This is a genomic window from Pseudomonas sp. NPDC087614 (genome assembly GCF_044743485.1).
Taxonomy (GTDB): Bacteria; Pseudomonadota; Gammaproteobacteria; order Pseudomonadales; family Pseudomonadaceae; genus Aquipseudomonas; species Aquipseudomonas baetica_A.
The window spans coordinates 1-14370 of record NZ_JBIUWN010000010.1 but is presented as its reverse complement, the minus strand read 5'-3'; the positions used below and the strand labels follow the sequence as shown (position 1 = coordinate 14370).

At 59.4% G+C, this 14370-nt stretch carries 18 protein-coding genes; 5 read left to right on the top strand and 13 right to left on the bottom strand.

Annotated features, from left to right (window positions below; all coding sequences use genetic code 11):
- Positions 1-141: 141 nt before the first annotated feature.
- Positions 142-573 carry an OsmC family protein gene (locus tag ACIOWA_RS06065; protein WP_221732310.1) on the bottom strand — a complete coding sequence of 144 codons (432 nt, stop codon included), beginning with the start codon at positions 571-573 and terminating at the stop codon, positions 142-144.
- A gap of 238 nt (positions 574-811) precedes the next feature.
- Here ACIOWA_RS06065 and ACIOWA_RS06060 point away from each other — a divergent pair, with 238 nt between their 5' ends.
- The gene (locus ACIOWA_RS06060) at positions 812-1813 is read left to right on the top strand and encodes an LLM class flavin-dependent oxidoreductase (RefSeq protein WP_401158774.1); all 1002 of its coding nucleotides are present in this window, start codon (positions 812-814) and stop codon (positions 1811-1813) included.
- A gap of 165 nt (positions 1814-1978) precedes the next feature.
- On the opposite strand, the gene ACIOWA_RS06055 is transcribed toward ACIOWA_RS06060, so the two are convergent.
- Positions 1979-2203, bottom strand: coding sequence for a DUF1161 domain-containing protein (locus ACIOWA_RS06055; RefSeq protein WP_339432408.1), 225 nt, complete (start codon positions 2201-2203; stop codon positions 1979-1981).
- 128 nt (positions 2204-2331) lie between these two features.
- Positions 2332-2547, bottom strand: coding sequence for a dodecin (locus ACIOWA_RS06050; protein ID WP_339432409.1), 216 nt, complete (start codon positions 2545-2547; stop codon positions 2332-2334).
- 156 nt (positions 2548-2703) lie between these two features.
- Here ACIOWA_RS06050 and ACIOWA_RS06045 point away from each other — a divergent pair, with 156 nt between their 5' ends.
- Positions 2704-3030: a DUF883 family protein gene (locus ACIOWA_RS06045; protein WP_339432410.1), complete on the top strand. Its 327-nt coding sequence runs from the start codon at positions 2704-2706 to the stop codon at positions 3028-3030.
- On the opposite strand, the gene ACIOWA_RS06040 is transcribed toward ACIOWA_RS06045, so the two are convergent.
- A complete protein-coding gene (locus tag ACIOWA_RS06040) occupies positions 3003-3920 on the bottom strand; it encodes a LysR family transcriptional regulator (protein ID WP_401158771.1) in 918 nt (305 codons plus the stop codon). The two genes, ACIOWA_RS06045 and ACIOWA_RS06040, sit on opposite strands and share 28 nt — an antisense overlap.
- Before the next feature lie 107 nt (positions 3921-4027).
- Here ACIOWA_RS06040 and trpB point away from each other — a divergent pair, with 107 nt between their 5' ends.
- The 3 genes from trpB (at position 4028) to ACIOWA_RS06025 (ending at position 6649) form a co-directional block, all read left to right on the top strand.
- On the top strand, positions 4028-5260 hold the full coding sequence (gene trpB, locus ACIOWA_RS06035; protein WP_339432412.1) for a tryptophan synthase subunit beta: 1233 nt from the start codon (positions 4028-4030) through the stop codon (positions 5258-5260).
- Positions 5260-6072 (top strand): tryptophan synthase subunit alpha, encoded by an 813-nt coding sequence (gene trpA / locus ACIOWA_RS06030; RefSeq protein ID WP_339432413.1) that lies wholly within the window; start codon positions 5260-5262, stop codon positions 6070-6072. The genes trpB and trpA overlap by 1 nt, the downstream gene beginning before the upstream one ends.
- A 121-nt stretch (positions 6073-6193) precedes the next feature.
- Positions 6194-6649 (top strand): anti-virulence regulator CigR family protein, encoded by a 456-nt coding sequence (locus tag ACIOWA_RS06025; RefSeq protein WP_339432414.1) that lies wholly within the window; start codon positions 6194-6196, stop codon positions 6647-6649.
- Between the two features lie 47 nt (positions 6650-6696).
- Here ACIOWA_RS06025 and ACIOWA_RS06020 read toward each other — a convergent pair whose 3' ends face one another.
- The 9 genes from ACIOWA_RS06020 to ACIOWA_RS05980 form a co-directional block, all read right to left on the bottom strand.
- Positions 6697-8658 carry a DUF4105 domain-containing protein gene (locus tag ACIOWA_RS06020; RefSeq protein ID WP_339432415.1) on the bottom strand — a complete coding sequence of 654 codons (1962 nt, stop codon included), beginning with the start codon at positions 8656-8658 and terminating at the stop codon, positions 6697-6699.
- Positions 8655-8975 (bottom strand): DUF2388 domain-containing protein, encoded by a 321-nt coding sequence (locus tag ACIOWA_RS06015; RefSeq protein ID WP_221732320.1) that lies wholly within the window; start codon positions 8973-8975, stop codon positions 8655-8657. The genes ACIOWA_RS06020 and ACIOWA_RS06015 overlap by 4 nt, the downstream gene beginning before the upstream one ends.
- 27 nt (positions 8976-9002) lie before the next feature.
- Positions 9003-9311, bottom strand: a complete 309-nt coding sequence (locus ACIOWA_RS06010; protein ID WP_339432416.1) for a DUF2388 domain-containing protein — start codon at positions 9309-9311, stop codon at positions 9003-9005.
- Positions 9312-9420: 109 nt separating this feature from the next.
- On the bottom strand, positions 9421-9738 hold the full coding sequence (locus ACIOWA_RS06005; protein WP_221732322.1) for a DUF2388 domain-containing protein: 318 nt from the start codon (positions 9736-9738) through the stop codon (positions 9421-9423).
- A gap of 134 nt (positions 9739-9872) precedes the next feature.
- The gene (locus ACIOWA_RS06000; RefSeq protein WP_401158767.1) at positions 9873-10082 is read right to left on the bottom strand and encodes a DUF1127 domain-containing protein; all 210 of its coding nucleotides are present in this window, start codon (positions 10080-10082) and stop codon (positions 9873-9875) included.
- Between the two features lie 258 nt (positions 10083-10340).
- A complete protein-coding gene (locus tag ACIOWA_RS05995; protein ID WP_339432418.1) occupies positions 10341-10556 on the bottom strand; it encodes a DUF1127 domain-containing protein in 216 nt (71 codons plus the stop codon).
- Positions 10557-10877: 321 nt separating this feature from the next.
- The gene (locus ACIOWA_RS05990) at positions 10878-12371 is read right to left on the bottom strand and encodes an acetyl-CoA hydrolase/transferase family protein (protein ID WP_221732324.1); all 1494 of its coding nucleotides are present in this window, start codon (positions 12369-12371) and stop codon (positions 10878-10880) included.
- A 215-nt stretch (positions 12372-12586) separates the two neighbouring features.
- On the bottom strand, positions 12587-14020 hold the full coding sequence (locus ACIOWA_RS05985; RefSeq protein ID WP_339432419.1) for an NAD(P)(+) transhydrogenase (Re/Si-specific) subunit beta: 1434 nt from the start codon (positions 14018-14020) through the stop codon (positions 12587-12589).
- Positions 14020-14340, bottom strand: coding sequence for an NAD(P) transhydrogenase subunit alpha (locus ACIOWA_RS05980; RefSeq protein WP_003220416.1), 321 nt, complete (start codon positions 14338-14340; stop codon positions 14020-14022). Before ACIOWA_RS05980 ends, ACIOWA_RS05985 begins: the two co-directional genes overlap by 1 nt.
- Positions 14341-14370: the final 30 nt, after the last annotated feature.

Here is a 14370-nt window from a genome sequence, read left to right as displayed (position 1 = left end):
TGTTTATCGCTTCAGGCTTCGTGGGGATTTTCAGGTCGCTTTCGCAAGCAAGCCCGCGCCCACAACAGATCTTGTGAAACACCAAAGATCCTTTGTGGGCGCGGGCTTGCTCGCGAAGACGTCAGCCCAGCCAACGCCTGCTTAAGCGACCAGCGATGCCTCAAGGGTAATCTTCGCATTGAGTACCTTGGACACCGGGCACCCTTCCTTGGCCTTGTTGCTCAGTTCTTCAAACTGCGCCTGACTGGCTCCCGGGATCTTCGCCTTGAGAATCAGCTTCACCGCCGTGATCGCAAAACCGCCATCGACCTGGTCGAGGGTGACTTCAGCGTCGGTGTCGATGCTGTCGGCCTTCAGGCCTGCATCGCCGAGAATCATCGAGAACGCCATGGAGAAACAACCGGCATGTGCGGCGCCGATCAGTTCTTCCGGGTTGGTGCCCTTACCGCCTTCGAAACGGGCCTTGAAACCGTAGGGTGCTTCTCTGAGGACGCCGGTTTCAGTAGAAATCGAGCCGATACCGGTTTTCAGATCACCTGCCCAATGTGCGGATGCTTTCTTAACGATAGCCATGCTGCCTCCTCAAGATCAGACGCGGAACGCCGCGCCGTTGTGAATTTTGCTTGCAAGGGTTCTGAGGATAGACGTCGGGACAAAGTTCAGCTCGTCTGAATCGTTGACTTTTTTAGTAGGATTTTTCGTTCTGCTATTGAAACTCGGGTATATGCCCTCATTGCACAAAACACGCTTATGATTCGGCAGGTTTTCGTTTGCAAGAAAAACCTGCCTCCTCACTCGGAGACGCAGGTTTATGAAGCAACTGTCCGACGTAAAATTTTCCACCCTCGACCTGGTGCCAGTGCGCGAGAACGGCAGCCCGGCGCAATCGCTGCGCAACTCGTTGAACCTGGCGCAGCATGTCGAGAAACTCGGCTATACGCGGTTCTGGGTGGCTGAACACCACAACATGGACGGCATCGCCAGTTCCGCCACTTCAGTGCTGCTCGGTTATCTGGCCGGGGGTACGTCGACCATCCGCGTCGGCTCCGGCGGCGTCATGCTGCCCAACCATGCGCCACTGGTGATTGCCGAGCAGTTCGGCACGCTGGAAAGCCTGTATCCGGGGCGGATCGACTTGGGGCTGGGCCGCGCGCCCGGCTCCGATCAAATGACCGCCCGTGCCCTGCGCCGCGAGCGTTCCGGCAGTGCCGATGATTTCCCGGAAGACGTCGCCGAACTGGCGCGCTTCCTCGGCCCGCGCACCCCGGAGCAACGAGTCATCGCGATGCCCGGCACCGGCACCCATGTGCCGATCTGGCTCCTTGGTTCCAGCCTGTTCAGTGCACAACTGGCCGGCGAGCGCGGTTTGCCCTACGCCTTCGCCTCACATTTCGCACCGCGCTTGATGCATGAGGCGATCCGCGTCTACCGCAGTCACTTCAAACCGTCGGCAGTGCTCGACAAACCGTATGTGATGCTCGGTGTGCCGCTGGTTGCAGCAGATACCGATGAGCAGGCGGATTACCTGGCGACTTCGGTGTACCAGCGCATTCTCGCGTTGATGCGTGGACAAAGCCTGGTGCAACGCCCTCCCGTGAAAACCATGGACGGCCTGTGGCTGCCTCACGAGCGTGAAGCGGTCGGCGATTTCCTCGGTCTGGCGATGGTCGGCAGCCCGCAGAAAATCCGCGCCAAACTGGAAATGCTGGTTGAACAGACCCAGGCCGATGAGCTGATTTTCACCTGCGATCTGTATGAACATGCTGATCGCCTGCATTCCTATGAGTTGCTGGCGCAGGTGATGAAGGGCTGAGACGGTGCACCGTCCCCTGTGGGCGGGCTTGCTCGCGAAGGCGGAGTGCCAGGCGCGCATGATGTTGACTGATACGCCCCCTTTCGCGAGCAAGCCCCACATTGGAAACGTGTTGCCCACAAAAAAGCCGACGCATGAGCGTCGGCTTTTGCATTTCAGGCGCGATCAACCGCGCTTGTAGACGATTTCCTTGGTGCCGCCTTCACAACTGCCGACCACCTTGCCGTCAGTCGCTGCACCCTTATCGACGATCTCCAGCGAATACCCGGCAACCCCCTTGGCATCCAGCTTCGCCGCAATCTCGCTCTTGAGCTCGTCACAAGGCTTGCCGGCAGCAAACGCGCCACCCGCAAGGCTCAACAAACCTACTGCCAATATGAACTTCTTCATCGGTCGCACTCCCTGGTCGGATTAATAGAGGCGGGCATCGGAGCATTGGCCCGATGCGCTCACCCTGTAGCGCTTTGCCATTCCTATGGCACTCGGCCAGCGCGCAAGTTCAGAAGTGTAGACCCAACTCAGCTACTGGCGATCCGGAAGCCGACTTTGAGCGTCACTTGAAAGTGCGCGGCCTTGCCGTCCTTGATGTGACCACGGGTGTCGATCACTTCGAACCATTCCAGATGCTTGATGCTTTTGTTGGCTTCGGCCAGCGCGTTGTTGATGGCGTCCTCGATGCTGTTGGTGGAAGAACCGACCAGCTCGACTTTCTTGTACGTGTGATGGTCACTCATGACGATCTCCTAGGCGTGTGGATTTGAGACTAGCAGTGAATTGCACTGTTGATTTCGGTGGCTACACGCAAGCGAAGTTCAGATTTTCTGCACTTTCTCAAACCGCTGAAGTCCCAATCAACACACGCCACTCATCACCAATGCAGGAGAGCCACCATGGCCAACACCTCTTTACGTAAAGCCTCGTTGCAAAGCATGGAAGCCGAGATCGAGAGTCTGCTCAAATCGTTGGAAAGCCTCAAAGACGACGCTTCGGACGAGTCGCGCAAGACCCTCAAGGCGCTCAAAAGCAACGCCGAAAGTGCGCTGAAACACTCGCGCCACCTGCTCAGCGATGCCTATGAAGAAGTCAAAGTGAAAACCCGCGAGACCGGGCTCGCCACCCGTGATTACGCTCAGGAACATCCTTGGACAACGGCCGGTGTGGCGGTCGGTGCACTGGGCCTGCTCGCGGCCTACTTGCTGTTCAAGCGCGGCGAATGATCCGGCTGGCGCAGCTCGTTCTTGAGCCATTGCGCCAGTTGCCGGGCGCGCCCGTCTGCGGCGCGTTTGGGTAGCCACAGCGCCAGTTGCGCGGGGGTTTCACAGAAGCCCCACGGCGCAACCAGGCGACCAGCCTTCAAGTCTTCAGTCACCAGCGGCTCCGGCGCGATTGCCACCCCCAGTCCCGCCACTGCGGCCTCCAGCAAGTAATACAAATGCTCGAAACCTTGCCCGAGCTTCAACGTTTTGGCGTCGAGGCGGTTTTGCTGTGCCCAACTGGGCCAGGCTTGCGGGCGCGATGTGGTGTGCAGCAATGGCTCATCGAGCAAAGCCTCGGCAGATGCCCTTTGCAGGCGTTGATAGCCGCTGAATAGTGGGCTCATCACCGGGCCGATGCGCTCGGCAGCTAATTCATACACCTGCATGTCCGCCGGCCATGGCGGCTCGGCGAACAACAGCAAAGCATCGAGCCCGGGACGTCGAGGGTCAAGATCGCCCTCACCGGCCGACAGATGCAGGCGCAAATCCGGCAGATCGGCATTCAGCCGTCCCAAGCGTGGAATGAACCAACGCGCCAGCAGGCTTCCGGAACAACCGAGCACAAATGGCGCGTCGGCAGTGCTTTGGGTTAATTCGGTGCAAATACTGCGCAACCGATCAAAGGCTTCAGCGCTGGCGTCGCGTAGACGCACGCCTGCATCTGTGAGTTTCAAGCCGCGTCCATCCTTGATGAACAGGCTGAGACCTAGGTGCTCTTCCAGCACCTTGAGCTGACGACTGACCGCGCCATGGGTGACGTGCAGTTGTTCGGCCGCCTGACTGACGCTGTTCAGGCGTGCGGTGGCTTCGAAGGCGCGCAAAGCGTTCAGCGGGGGGAGGTCATGGCTCATGGTATCTGTGAGTTTTCCTGACAGGTTGCGGCGATCTTATCGGTTTTCAGCATAGAAGGTCAGGGGTAGAGTGGTCGTCATTGTCTTTTGACCCCCTGGAGCAAACCATGACCCAGACTTCGCACAACGCCGATCTGCGTAACGGCCCTGACGCCAACGGCCTGTTCGGCTCGTTCGGTGGCCGCTACGTGGCGGAAACCCTGATGCCGTTGATCCTCGATCTGGCCCGCGAGTACGAAGCGGCCAAAGAAGATCCTGCCTTCAAAGAAGAACTGGCCTACTTCCAGCGCGACTACGTCGGACGTCCCAGTCCGTTGTATTTCGCCGAACGTCTGACCGAGTTCTGCGGTGGCGCCAAGATCTACCTCAAGCGCGAAGAGCTGAACCACACTGGCGCGCACAAGATCAACAACTGCATCGGCCAGATCCTGCTGGCGCGGCGCATGGGCAAGAAACGCATCATCGCCGAGACCGGCGCTGGCATGCACGGCGTGGCAACTGCCACCGTGGCTGCGCGCTTCGGTCTGGACTGCGTGATCTACATGGGCACTACCGACATCGAGCGTCAGCAGGCCAACGTGTTCCGCATGAAGTTGCTGGGGGCCGAAGTGATCCCGGTGGTCGCCGGCACCGGCACCCTGAAGGACGCGATGAACGAAGCCCTGCGTGACTGGGTGACCAATGTCGACAGCACTTTCTACCTGATCGGCACCGTGGCCGGGCCGCACCCGTATCCCGCGATGGTTCGCGACTTCCAGGCCGTGATCGGCAAGGAAACCCGCGACCAACTGCAAGCCCAGGAAGGTCGCCTGCCGGACAGCCTGGTGGCCTGCATCGGCGGTGGCTCCAATGCCATGGGCCTGTTTCACCCGTTCCTCGACGACAAAAGCGTTGAAATCATCGGTGTTGAAGCGGCCGGTTACGGCATCGAAACCGGCAAGCATGCGGCCAGCCTCAACGGCGGCGTACCGGGTGTATTGCACGGCAACCGTACCTTCCTGCTGCAGGACGACGACGGCCAGATCATTGACGCGCACTCGATTTCCGCCGGTCTCGACTATCCGGGCATCGGTCCGGAACATGCCTGGTTGCATGACATCGGCCGCGTGCAGTACACCTCGGTGACCGACGATGAAGCCCTCGCTGCGTTCCACAAATGCTGCCGCCTGGAAGGGATCATTCCTGCCCTGGAAAGCGCTCATGCCCTGGCTGAAGTGTTCAAACGCGCACCGAAGCTGCCCAAGGATCACCTGATGGTGGTCAACCTGTCCGGTCGTGGTGACAAAGACATGCAGACCGTGATGCACCATATGGAACAGTCGCAGCAGGAGAAACACTGATGAGCCGCCTGCAAACCCGTTTTGCTGAACTCAAGGAACACAATCGCGCCGCGCTGGTGACCTTCGTCACCGCCGGTGACCCGGACTACGACACCTCGCTGGCGATCCTCAAAGGCCTGCCGAAAGCCGGTGCCGATGTGATCGAGTTGGGCATGCCGTTCACCGATCCGATGGCGGACGGCCCGGCCATCCAACTGGCCAACATCCGTGCGCTGGGTGCCAGGCAGAATCTGGCGAAAACCCTGCAAATGGTTCGCGAATTCCGTGAAGGCAACAGCGACACGCCGTTGGTGCTGATGGGCTACTTCAACCCGATCCACAAGTTTGGCGTTGAGCGTTTCATTGCTGAAGCCAAAGACGCGGGCGTTGACGGTCTGATCGTGGTCGACATGCCACCGGAGCACAACGAAGAGCTGTGCGACCCGGCCCAGGCTGCCGGTCTGGACTTCATCCGTCTGACGACTCCGACCACGGATGACGCGCGTCTGCCGAAGGTGCTTAACGGCAGTTCCGGATTTGTTTACTACGTCTCGGTGGCCGGTGTCACCGGTGCCGGTGCAGCGACGCTGGAACACGTCGAAGAGGCGGTCACTCGCCTGCGCCGCCACACGGATCTGCCGATCAGCATCGGTTTTGGCATTCGTACGCCCGAACAAGCGGCGGCCATTGCGCGTCTGGCAGACGGTGTTGTGGTGGGGTCGGCGCTGATCGATCACATTGCCAATGCCACGACGCCCGATCAGGCGATCGACGGCGTGCTGAGCCTGTGCTCGGCGCTGGCCGAAGGCGTGCGTAAGGCTCGGGTCAGTTGAAGGTAAAGTTCCTGATACAGAGGAATTAGCACCTCGCGGCACAGCCTAACCAAGCAAGACCGAGGGATTCAGAACCACGTTCTGAATCCCTTTTTGCTGTTAGTGCAATGAGGAACCCCCCATGAAAATGCCGAAACGTCTGATTGCCAGTCTGGGCGTGCTGATGATCAGCGCGACACCGCTGCTGGCCAGCGCTGATCAGCGCGATGATCACGACCGCGGCGGCCCGCAGCAGGGCCACTACGATAACCGCGGGGACAATCGTGGCAACGATCACCATGGCCCACAGAACAACCACCGAGGTGGCCCGCCGCCGCGCGACTTCGGCCCGGTGCGCCAGACCATTCGCGACAACCACGGCTACTTCGTGCGCGGCGCACCGCCGCCACCGGGCATCCATCTGGTACGAGGCCGGCCGCTGCCCCACGGGTATTACGGTGAGCGCCTGGAGGGTCGTGCGTTAGGTCGTTTGCCGGTCTATCCGGGTTACGAATGGCGCCGGGCCGGGCGCGATATCGTGCTGATCGCGGTGGGTACCGGGATCGTGTATGAAATTCTGGATGGGGTTTTGTACTGATTCACAGGCAATAAAAAAGATCGCAGCCCAGGCGGCGATCTTTCGCGTCAGGGCAACTCCAGCCCGCCCGAGGCTTTGTGCAGTTTGCGCAAATGCTCGCCAATGTGTTTCACATTGGCTTCGCTCGCGGCAATCTCGGCCGCGCGCTTGGGTTCAAGCAGCTTGCGCACCTCCGTGTCCAGATCGCCGGAAAGCGCCAGGAGCTTTTTCTGCCGCTGGCTGCTTTCCGCTTGCAGTCGGCTGAACTCGCTCGGTTGCGGCAAGCCGTAACCCTTGGAATCAAGCAACTCTGCCGGACGACTGAGGAAACCGCTGTTGGCGAGGATTTGCTGCAAAGTCGCGTTGGCCTTGTCCATCCCGCCGTTATCCAGTTCGCGTTCACCGAGGTAGCGCTGCTTGACCTCGTCCTGAGCCAGCAGCAGTTGCCGGCGAAAACTGGCCTGCTCCAACAGCAGCAGTGCGGCGCTGGTGCGCAGGTCGGCGCGATCAAACCACGGACGGCGTTCCTCGGCCGACAACGATAGCCACTCCTCGACGCTGTTCTGTTTGATCGGTAATTGTTTCTTCAGTACAGCGAACATCGCTTGATAGCGATCGCGGAACGAGTCGAAGCGATACCCCAGGCGCAGAGCCTCCTTCGGATCGTCCAGCACGCTGGTGTCGGCGAGGCCGCGTCCTTTAAGCACTTCCAGCAAACCATTGGGCATGATGCTGTCCAGGCCGACGAGCTGAGCGTTGTTGCTGCCGCTGCGCAACAGCTTCAGGCCTTCCACTGCGCAATTGTTGGACAGGAAGAAGTAGTTGCCGTCGTAGCTCCAGTGCATCTCGGCGGCGTGTTCGACCACGCCTTCAATCTCGCTGCGTGACAGGTTCAGCGGCACCGATGCAAGGCTGCGCAGCTCGGTTTTGGTGTATTCATCGATGACCTGCGCCAGTGGCAAGACGAACAGCCGCGAAGGGTATTTGCCGACCAAGCCGTCCCAACTCGACAGTTGTACATCGCCCACGAAGGCGCGGTAGGACAGCACCAGATGCTGGTCCAGATCGAGCCGGCAATCCGGGCCACGTGGCCGACCCGGTGCGCAAATCACCAGACGCAACATGCTGTGGCCCCAACGGCTGACCCAGTTCTGGTTGGCCTCGGCGAGCAGGTAGTCGACGGCGTACACCCGCTCCGGATCGACTTGTCCCAACGGCTGCTTGGCGAAGTCGTTGCCCGCATTGAGAAACGCGAAACTCTTGCTGCAAGTGTCCTTGGCGGGCGGCGCCCAGCCAAAGTGTTCCTTGTAATAGCGGTACAGCGCCGGGCGGCGGCAGGCGTAGCTCGGGTCGAGGAGGAAATACTCCATGTTGACCGCGACGAACTCTTTCGGACTGGAGATTTCGTACAGATCCGGGCTGCGGGCAATCTGGCGGTTGTGTTGTTCGCGCTCGCCACGACGACCAACGTATTGCTGCCAACCGGCGAGATCGAGCAGGCGTGGGTCATCACTAAGGGTGAAGCGGCGGCCGTTCTGGCCACGGCACTCATCGGGAATACCGATCAGCCCGGCGCTGTTGAAACGTCGGGTGCAGCGCTGGATCAGCGTGCGCTCGGCACTCGGCCACAGGCGCGCGCGATCATAAATATGGGTGACTTCGTGCAGCACCGTGGCGAGCAGTTCCTGGCGCACAGTACCGTGGGGGCGATTGGTTTTTTCTTTGGCCGCGCTGCCGTCGGTGAGGCTGTCGAGCAGTTTGCGGTTTAGATCGAGCTCGGCAACCAGCGTGGCCTGGCCGTAGGCATTGCCGGGCATGTCGTCGGTCCAGCCAACGTCGATGTGCCGGTCCAGCCGCTCGATGAAGCTGGGCGGCAAGGCCTGCATGGCTTCATCGATCAGCGCTTGACTGGCCTGTTGTTGCGCGGCGCTCAGACCGTCGGTCTTGAGCCGCAATTGCAGGCCGGCGTGGGCGCTGTTGCCAAGCAGCAACAACGCCCCGGCCAGCAGCCAGGCGCCGAGTGATTTCACAGTGCGAGGATGGCTTCGGCGAGGACCTGATCGCTGGCGTCGCGAGCTTCCGGTACGCGAGTGCGCAAGGTATTGAGAGCGGCTTCCAGGTGTGCGCCGCGAATATCACCGTTGCTGGCGACAAAACTGGCGGCATCGTCGTGGGCTTCGCGGATGATTTTCGAGTCGCGAATCGAGGTGGTGGTATCGGACGTGAAATCGATGCTGCGCTGGGAGGCACGAACGATGATGTTACTGGTGGCTACCAGGGTGTGCGCCTGGGCCACATCGGCCAACAAAAACAGGCCAAGGGTGGCAGCAATCAGCGGGCTACGCATGGAACGACTCCGGAAGGACAAGGGTAGCTATTGGACGAGAATTGCCTGTGCCAGTTCACGGTCGCTTACATGAAGTTTCGGCCGTGTTTTGCGCAGGTAATGCAGCGCTGATTCCAGTCGAGCGCCTCGCAATTCACCGTCAGTGGCTACAAACGCTGCCGCGTCATCGTGAGCGGCGAGCACCAGTTTACGGTCGAACGGCGCGGAAGACACCATGCCGGTCGCCCAAAGGCTCACTACGGTGTTCTGCGTGGAGACATCGAAAGCATAGGCCGGTGTCACCCAGCAGGCGGTTAACACTACGGAAGGGATAAGCAGTTTTTGAAAAAAGTGCATAAGACTCGGTAACTGTTAGCGAGCCTCAAGGCTAGCGCAATGCCCGGGCCAGAGCCAGCGCCAAAAAACATCGGGACACGACCGGCGTGTCCCTTCATGCCACGTTGATTCAGATCGCAAGAATCGCTTGGGCCAGTTGTGCATCGGTCGCGCTCAACTGTGGTGCTTGATGGCGGATAAGATCCAGCGCGCTTTCCAGCTTCACGCCACGGATCTGGCCTTCGCTGGCAACGAAGCTGGCCGCGTCGTCACGGGCGGCGAGTACTGTTTTGTTGTCACGCAACGACGAGGTGGCGTCGGAGGTAGCGTCGGAAGAAGACTTGAGCGCACCAACAACGGCGTCGGTGGTCACGATGAAGCTGGAGGCGCTGGCATTGGCAGCCACGGCCAGCAGGGCGGCAGCGCTGAGCAGGCGAAGACGGGACATGATGTATCTCCTGTGGATAAACCGTATTGAGAGGTGGCTCGGTATCTGAGGAGTCAGACGCCAATGGCACAGCATTCGCCACGTTCTGCGTGGATATTAGGCCTGCAGACGAAGTTCGCACAGTGGGCAGAATGCTAGCGCCAGAAGGTTTTCTCCAGTTCATTCAGCCGATCGGCGTGGCTGAGCCCCAGATCCGCGAGATCCCGCCCATCCAGTTGCGTCAATAGACGCCGCGTCCTGGCTCGTTCAAGGCCTTGGCAGAAGCGGCGCAACAGGCGTTTTACGAGGTTGCAGCGAAGGGCGGGTTGTAAAGAAACTGCTGAAACATCCTGTAAGCCATTCATGACAGATTCCTTTTTACTGGCAAGGTCGGAAAGTCATGTTGAACCCGTTGCAGGCAAGGGGGCAGATACACCCGTTTTAAATTGTACTGGTTCAGGTTCGGTATTCTTATAACTGTACTGTTGTTTGTAGCTGCCACCTGTAATGCATGTTTTCCTCGCCTGAAACGACAAAACCCGTCGCGGTTTCCCGCGACGGGTTTTGTTTGTTCAATTCGGGTTGCTGGCGGTGGGTCTAACGACCAGAGCCAGCGACGCTACTTAGCGCCAGAACGGCTTGCTCAGCTCTTCGTAGCGTTGTGCTTCGCTGATACCGGCGTCAGCCAGCAGACGCGAATCCAGACGAGCCAGTTGGTGGCGGCTGGAGATGCGGCGCTGCCACAACATCAGGTTGGCGATAACGCGCAAAGGCAGGGAAGCCTGGGTTTTTGCAGCTTTGTCTTCGAAGAACAGATCGGAACTGAGTGTACGTTCCATGGTTGACATCCTTCCGCTTGTGGCGGGATTAGGTAGTGGTTTAACTGGTGCCCATGATCCTCTCGTTTGCCTAGTCTCTCTAGATACAGTTCAACTGTATTGTGAGTGACCAGTTAACTGTTTAAAGGCGGTGTACGGGTCAAAATTGAGCAAACTGTACCTGTCCGCACTAAATCGGTGCGTTTTAGGGTGAGGCGGGCGTATTTGTAGGTAAATACTGTAGGAAATGACCAGTACAGAAGTACAGTTTTTGCAAGGAAGGCAATTTTAAAAAATCCATCGACGCAAACTGTGTTTGCGTCGATGGATTATCTGTGCGGATTACACCGCCAGCATGCGTCCGGTTTCTTCCAGGTTAATGTGCCAGCTCAAGGCTTCACGCAGGATATGCGGGGTGTGACCACCGATTGCACAGGCCGCAGTGAAGTAGTCATCCAGCGCCTGACGAAAGTCCGGATGCACACAATTATCGATGATTACCCGCGCGCGCTCCCGTGGCGCCAGCCCACGCAGATCCGCCAGGCCCACCTCGGTCACCAGAATGTCAACGTCGTGCTCGGTGTGGTCAACGTGGCTGACCATCGGCACCACGCTGGAAATCGCGCCACCCTTGGCGATCGATTTGGTCACGAACACCGCCAGATGTGCGTTGCGCGCGAAGTCACCGGAACCGCCGATGCCGTTCATCATCCGTGTGCCGCAGACGTGGGTCGAGTTCACATTGCCGTAGATGTCGAACTCCAGCGCCGTGTTGATGCCGATAATGCCCAGGCGCCGTACGACTTCTGGATGGTTGGATATCTCCTGCGGACGCAGCACCAGCTTGTCTTTGTATTTCTCCAGGTTGCCGAACACGTCGCTGTTGCGGCGTTCCGACAAGGTGATCGAACTGCCCGAAGCGAAACTCAGCTTGCCGGCATCGATCAGGTCGAACGTCGAATCCTGCAGCACTTCGGAGTACATGGTCAGGTCTTCGAACGGTGAGTCGATCAGGCCGCACATCACCGCGTTGGCGATGTTGCCGATCCCGGCTTGCAGCGGGCCAAGCTTGTTGGTCATGCGCCCGGCATCGACTTCCTGCTTGAAGAAGGTGATCAGGTGATCGGCGATGGCGTTGGTGTCGGCATCCGGCGACGATACGGTCGATGGCGAGTCCGCCTGCTGCGTGATGACGATGGCCACGATCTTTTCCGGCGGAATCGGGATCGCTGTGCTGCCAATGCGGTCGTCGACCTTCACCAGCGGGATTGGCGTGCGCGTCGGACGATACGTCGGGATATAAATGTCATGCAGGCCTTCCAGGTTGGCGTTGTGCGCCAGGTTGATCTCGACGATGACCTGTTTGGCGAAAATCGCGAAGCTCGCTGAGTTGCCCACCGAGGTGGTCGGCACGATGTGGCCCTGTTCAGTGATGGCCACGGCTTCGATCACCGCGATGTCCGGCAGCTTCAGTTGCTGATTGCGCAATTGCTCGACGGTTTCCGACAGATGCTGGTCAATGAACATCACTTGGCCGGCGTTGATCGCCTTGCGCAAGGTGCTGTCGACCTGAAACGGCATGCGTCGCGACAGCACGCCGGCTTCGGTCAGTTGCTTGTCGAGGTCGTTGCCCAGGCTCGCGCCGGTCATCAGGCTGATCTTCAGTGGCGTGACCTTGGCGCGTTCGGCCAACGCGTGAGGGACGGCTTTGGCTTCGCCGGCGCGGGTGAAGCCGCTCATGCCGACGGTCATGCCGTCCTCAATCAAAGCGGCGGCGTCGGCGGCGCTCATCACTTTATCCAACAACGAAGGCAGGCGAATACGGTCACGGTACATGGATTATTATCTCGGGAAGCGAGTATCAGGATGCGCAGTCTAGTGAATTTCGCGGGCGCCTGTCCCGCTACCAAGGTCGCAAAAGAGGCGTCTATTTAGCGGGTTTGAAGTAAAACACCGTTACGGGATCTGCAACAACGCGGCATATTGTCCGATTGTTTTCGCCAACGAAAACGCCCCGACAAGTCGGGGCGTTCGGTATTGCTGCGGGGTGATTACTCGACCGCTTTAACCATGTCTTCGATAACTTTTTTCGCGTCGCCGAACACCATCATGGTCTTGTCCAGGTAGAACAGTTCGTTGTCCAGACCGGCATAGCCGCTGGCCATCGAGCGTTTGTTGACGATGATGGTCTTGGCCTTGAACGCTTCGAGAATCGGCATGCCGGCAATTGGCGATTTCGGATCGTTCTTCGCGGCCGGGTTGACCACGTCGTTCGCGCCGAGCACCAGCACCACGTCGGCCTGGCCGAACTCGGAGTTGATGTCTTCCATCTCGAACACCTGATCGTAAGGCACTTCGGCCTCGGCCAGCAGGACGTTCATGTGCCCTGGCATCCGCCCGGCCACCGGGTGGATTGCGTACTTCACGGTCACGCCACGGTGGGTCAGCTTCTCGGTCAGCTCTTTCAGAGCATGCTGTGCACGCGCTACCGCCAGACCGTAGCCCGGTACGATGATCACGGTGTCGGCGTTGGTCAGCAGGAAGGTCGCATCATCAGCCGAACCGGATTTCACCGGACGTGCTTCTTTCGCGCCAGCCGGGCCAGCGTCGGCCGTGTTGCCGAAACCGCCGAGCAGTACATTAAAGAAGGAACGGTTCATCGCCTTGCACATGATGTACGAGAGGATCGCACCGCTCGAACCCACCAGCGAACCGGCGATGATCAGCATCGAGTTGTTCAGCGAGAAACCGATACCTGCCGCTGCCCAGCCGGAATAGCTGTTGAGCATCGACACCACCACCGGCATGTCCGCGCCGCCGATCGGGATGATGATCAGCACGCCCATCACGAACGCCAGCGCCAGCATCAGCGCGAAGGCGGTGAGGTTGCCGGTGAGCATGAAGGTCAGGCCGAGCACCAGCGTCGTCAGACCCAACACCGCGTTGAGCTTGTGCTGACCGGCAAACTGTACCGGTGCGCCCTGGAACAGACGGAACTTGTACTTGCCCGAGAGCTTGCCGAACGCGATCACCGAACCGGAGAAGGTGATTGCACCGATGGCTGCACCGAGGAACAACTCCAGACGATTGCCCGCCGGAATCGAGTCGCCCAAGTGTTTAACGATGCCCAGCGACTGCGGCTCGACCACTGCGGCAATGGCGATGAACACCGCGGCCAGACCGATCATGCTGTGCATGAACGCGACCAGTTCCGGCATCTTGGTCATTTCAACGCGCTTGGCCATGATCGAACCGGCGGTGCCGCCGATCAGCAAGCCGACGATGACGTAACCGATGCCGGCGGTGGCCAGTTCAGCACCCAGCTTATAGATGAGGCCGACGGTGGTGAGGATGGCCAGTGCCATGCCGAGCATGCCGAACAGGTTGCCGCGCCGCGATGTGGTCGGGTGCGACAGGCCTTTGAGGGCCTGGATGAAGCAGATCGACGCGATCAGGTAGAGCGTCGTGACGAGATTCATGCTCATTACTTCGGCGCCTCTTCTTTTGCTTTCGGGGCTTTCTTCTTGAACATCTCAAGCATGCGGCGGGTGACCAGGAAGCCACCGAACACATTGACCGCCGCCAATGCCACGGCGAGGGTGCCCATGGTCTTGCCCAGCGGCGTGACGGTCAGCGCAGCGGCGAGCATGGCACCGACGATCACAATGGCTGAAATGGCGTTAGTCACCGCCATCAACGGCGTGTGCAGCGCAGGTGTAACGTTCCAGACCACGTGATAACCGACATAAATCGCCAGCACGAAGATGATCAGGTTGTAGATACCGGGGGAGATAAGCTCTTCCATCGTCAATCCCTGCTTAGGCGTTTTTGCGGA

What these genes read in the sequence shown, in the direction of transcription:
- ACIOWA_RS06065 (WP_221732310.1), bottom strand. Translation starts at nt 573, where the DNA reads ATGGCTATCGTTAAGAAAGCATCCGCACATTGGGCAGGTGATCTGAAA.
- ACIOWA_RS06015 (WP_221732320.1), bottom strand. Translation starts at nt 8,975, where the DNA reads ATGCGTAGCCCGCTGATTGCTGCCACCCTTGGCCTGTTTTTGTTGGCC.
- ACIOWA_RS06005 (WP_221732322.1), bottom strand. Translation starts at nt 9,738, where the DNA reads ATGTCCCGTCTTCGCCTGCTCAGCGCTGCCGCCCTGCTGGCCGTGGCT.
- ACIOWA_RS05990 (WP_221732324.1), bottom strand. Translation starts at nt 12,371, where the DNA reads ATGTACCGTGACCGTATTCGCCTGCCTTCGTTGTTGGATAAAGTGATG.
- ACIOWA_RS06000 (WP_401158767.1), bottom strand. Translation starts at nt 10,082, where the DNA reads ATGAATGGCTTACAGGATGTTTCAGCAGTTTCTTTACAACCCGCCCTT.
- ACIOWA_RS06045 (WP_339432410.1), top strand. Translation starts at nt 2,704, where the DNA reads ATGGCCAACACCTCTTTACGTAAAGCCTCGTTGCAAAGCATGGAAGCC.
- ACIOWA_RS06025 (WP_339432414.1), top strand. Translation starts at nt 6,194, where the DNA reads ATGAAAATGCCGAAACGTCTGATTGCCAGTCTGGGCGTGCTGATGATC.
- trpB (WP_339432412.1), top strand. Translation starts at nt 4,028, where the DNA reads ATGACCCAGACTTCGCACAACGCCGATCTGCGTAACGGCCCTGACGCC.
- ACIOWA_RS05980 (WP_003220416.1), bottom strand. Translation starts at nt 14,340, where the DNA reads ATGGAAGAGCTTATCTCCCCCGGTATCTACAACCTGATCATCTTCGTG.
- ACIOWA_RS05985 (WP_339432419.1), bottom strand. Translation starts at nt 14,020, where the DNA reads ATGAGCATGAATCTCGTCACGACGCTCTACCTGATCGCGTCGATCTGC.
- ACIOWA_RS06010 (WP_339432416.1), bottom strand. Translation starts at nt 9,311, where the DNA reads ATGCACTTTTTTCAAAAACTGCTTATCCCTTCCGTAGTGTTAACCGCC.
- ACIOWA_RS06055 (WP_339432408.1), bottom strand. Translation starts at nt 2,203, where the DNA reads ATGAAGAAGTTCATATTGGCAGTAGGTTTGTTGAGCCTTGCGGGTGGC.
- ACIOWA_RS06060 (WP_401158774.1), top strand. Translation starts at nt 812, where the DNA reads ATGAAGCAACTGTCCGACGTAAAATTTTCCACCCTCGACCTGGTGCCA.
- ACIOWA_RS06040 (WP_401158771.1), bottom strand. Translation starts at nt 3,920, where the DNA reads ATGAGCCATGACCTCCCCCCGCTGAACGCTTTGCGCGCCTTCGAAGCC.
- trpA (WP_339432413.1), top strand. Translation starts at nt 5,260, where the DNA reads ATGAGCCGCCTGCAAACCCGTTTTGCTGAACTCAAGGAACACAATCGC.
- ACIOWA_RS05995 (WP_339432418.1), bottom strand. Translation starts at nt 10,556, where the DNA reads ATGGAACGTACACTCAGTTCCGATCTGTTCTTCGAAGACAAAGCTGCA.
- ACIOWA_RS06050 (WP_339432409.1), bottom strand. Translation starts at nt 2,547, where the DNA reads ATGAGTGACCATCACACGTACAAGAAAGTCGAGCTGGTCGGTTCTTCC.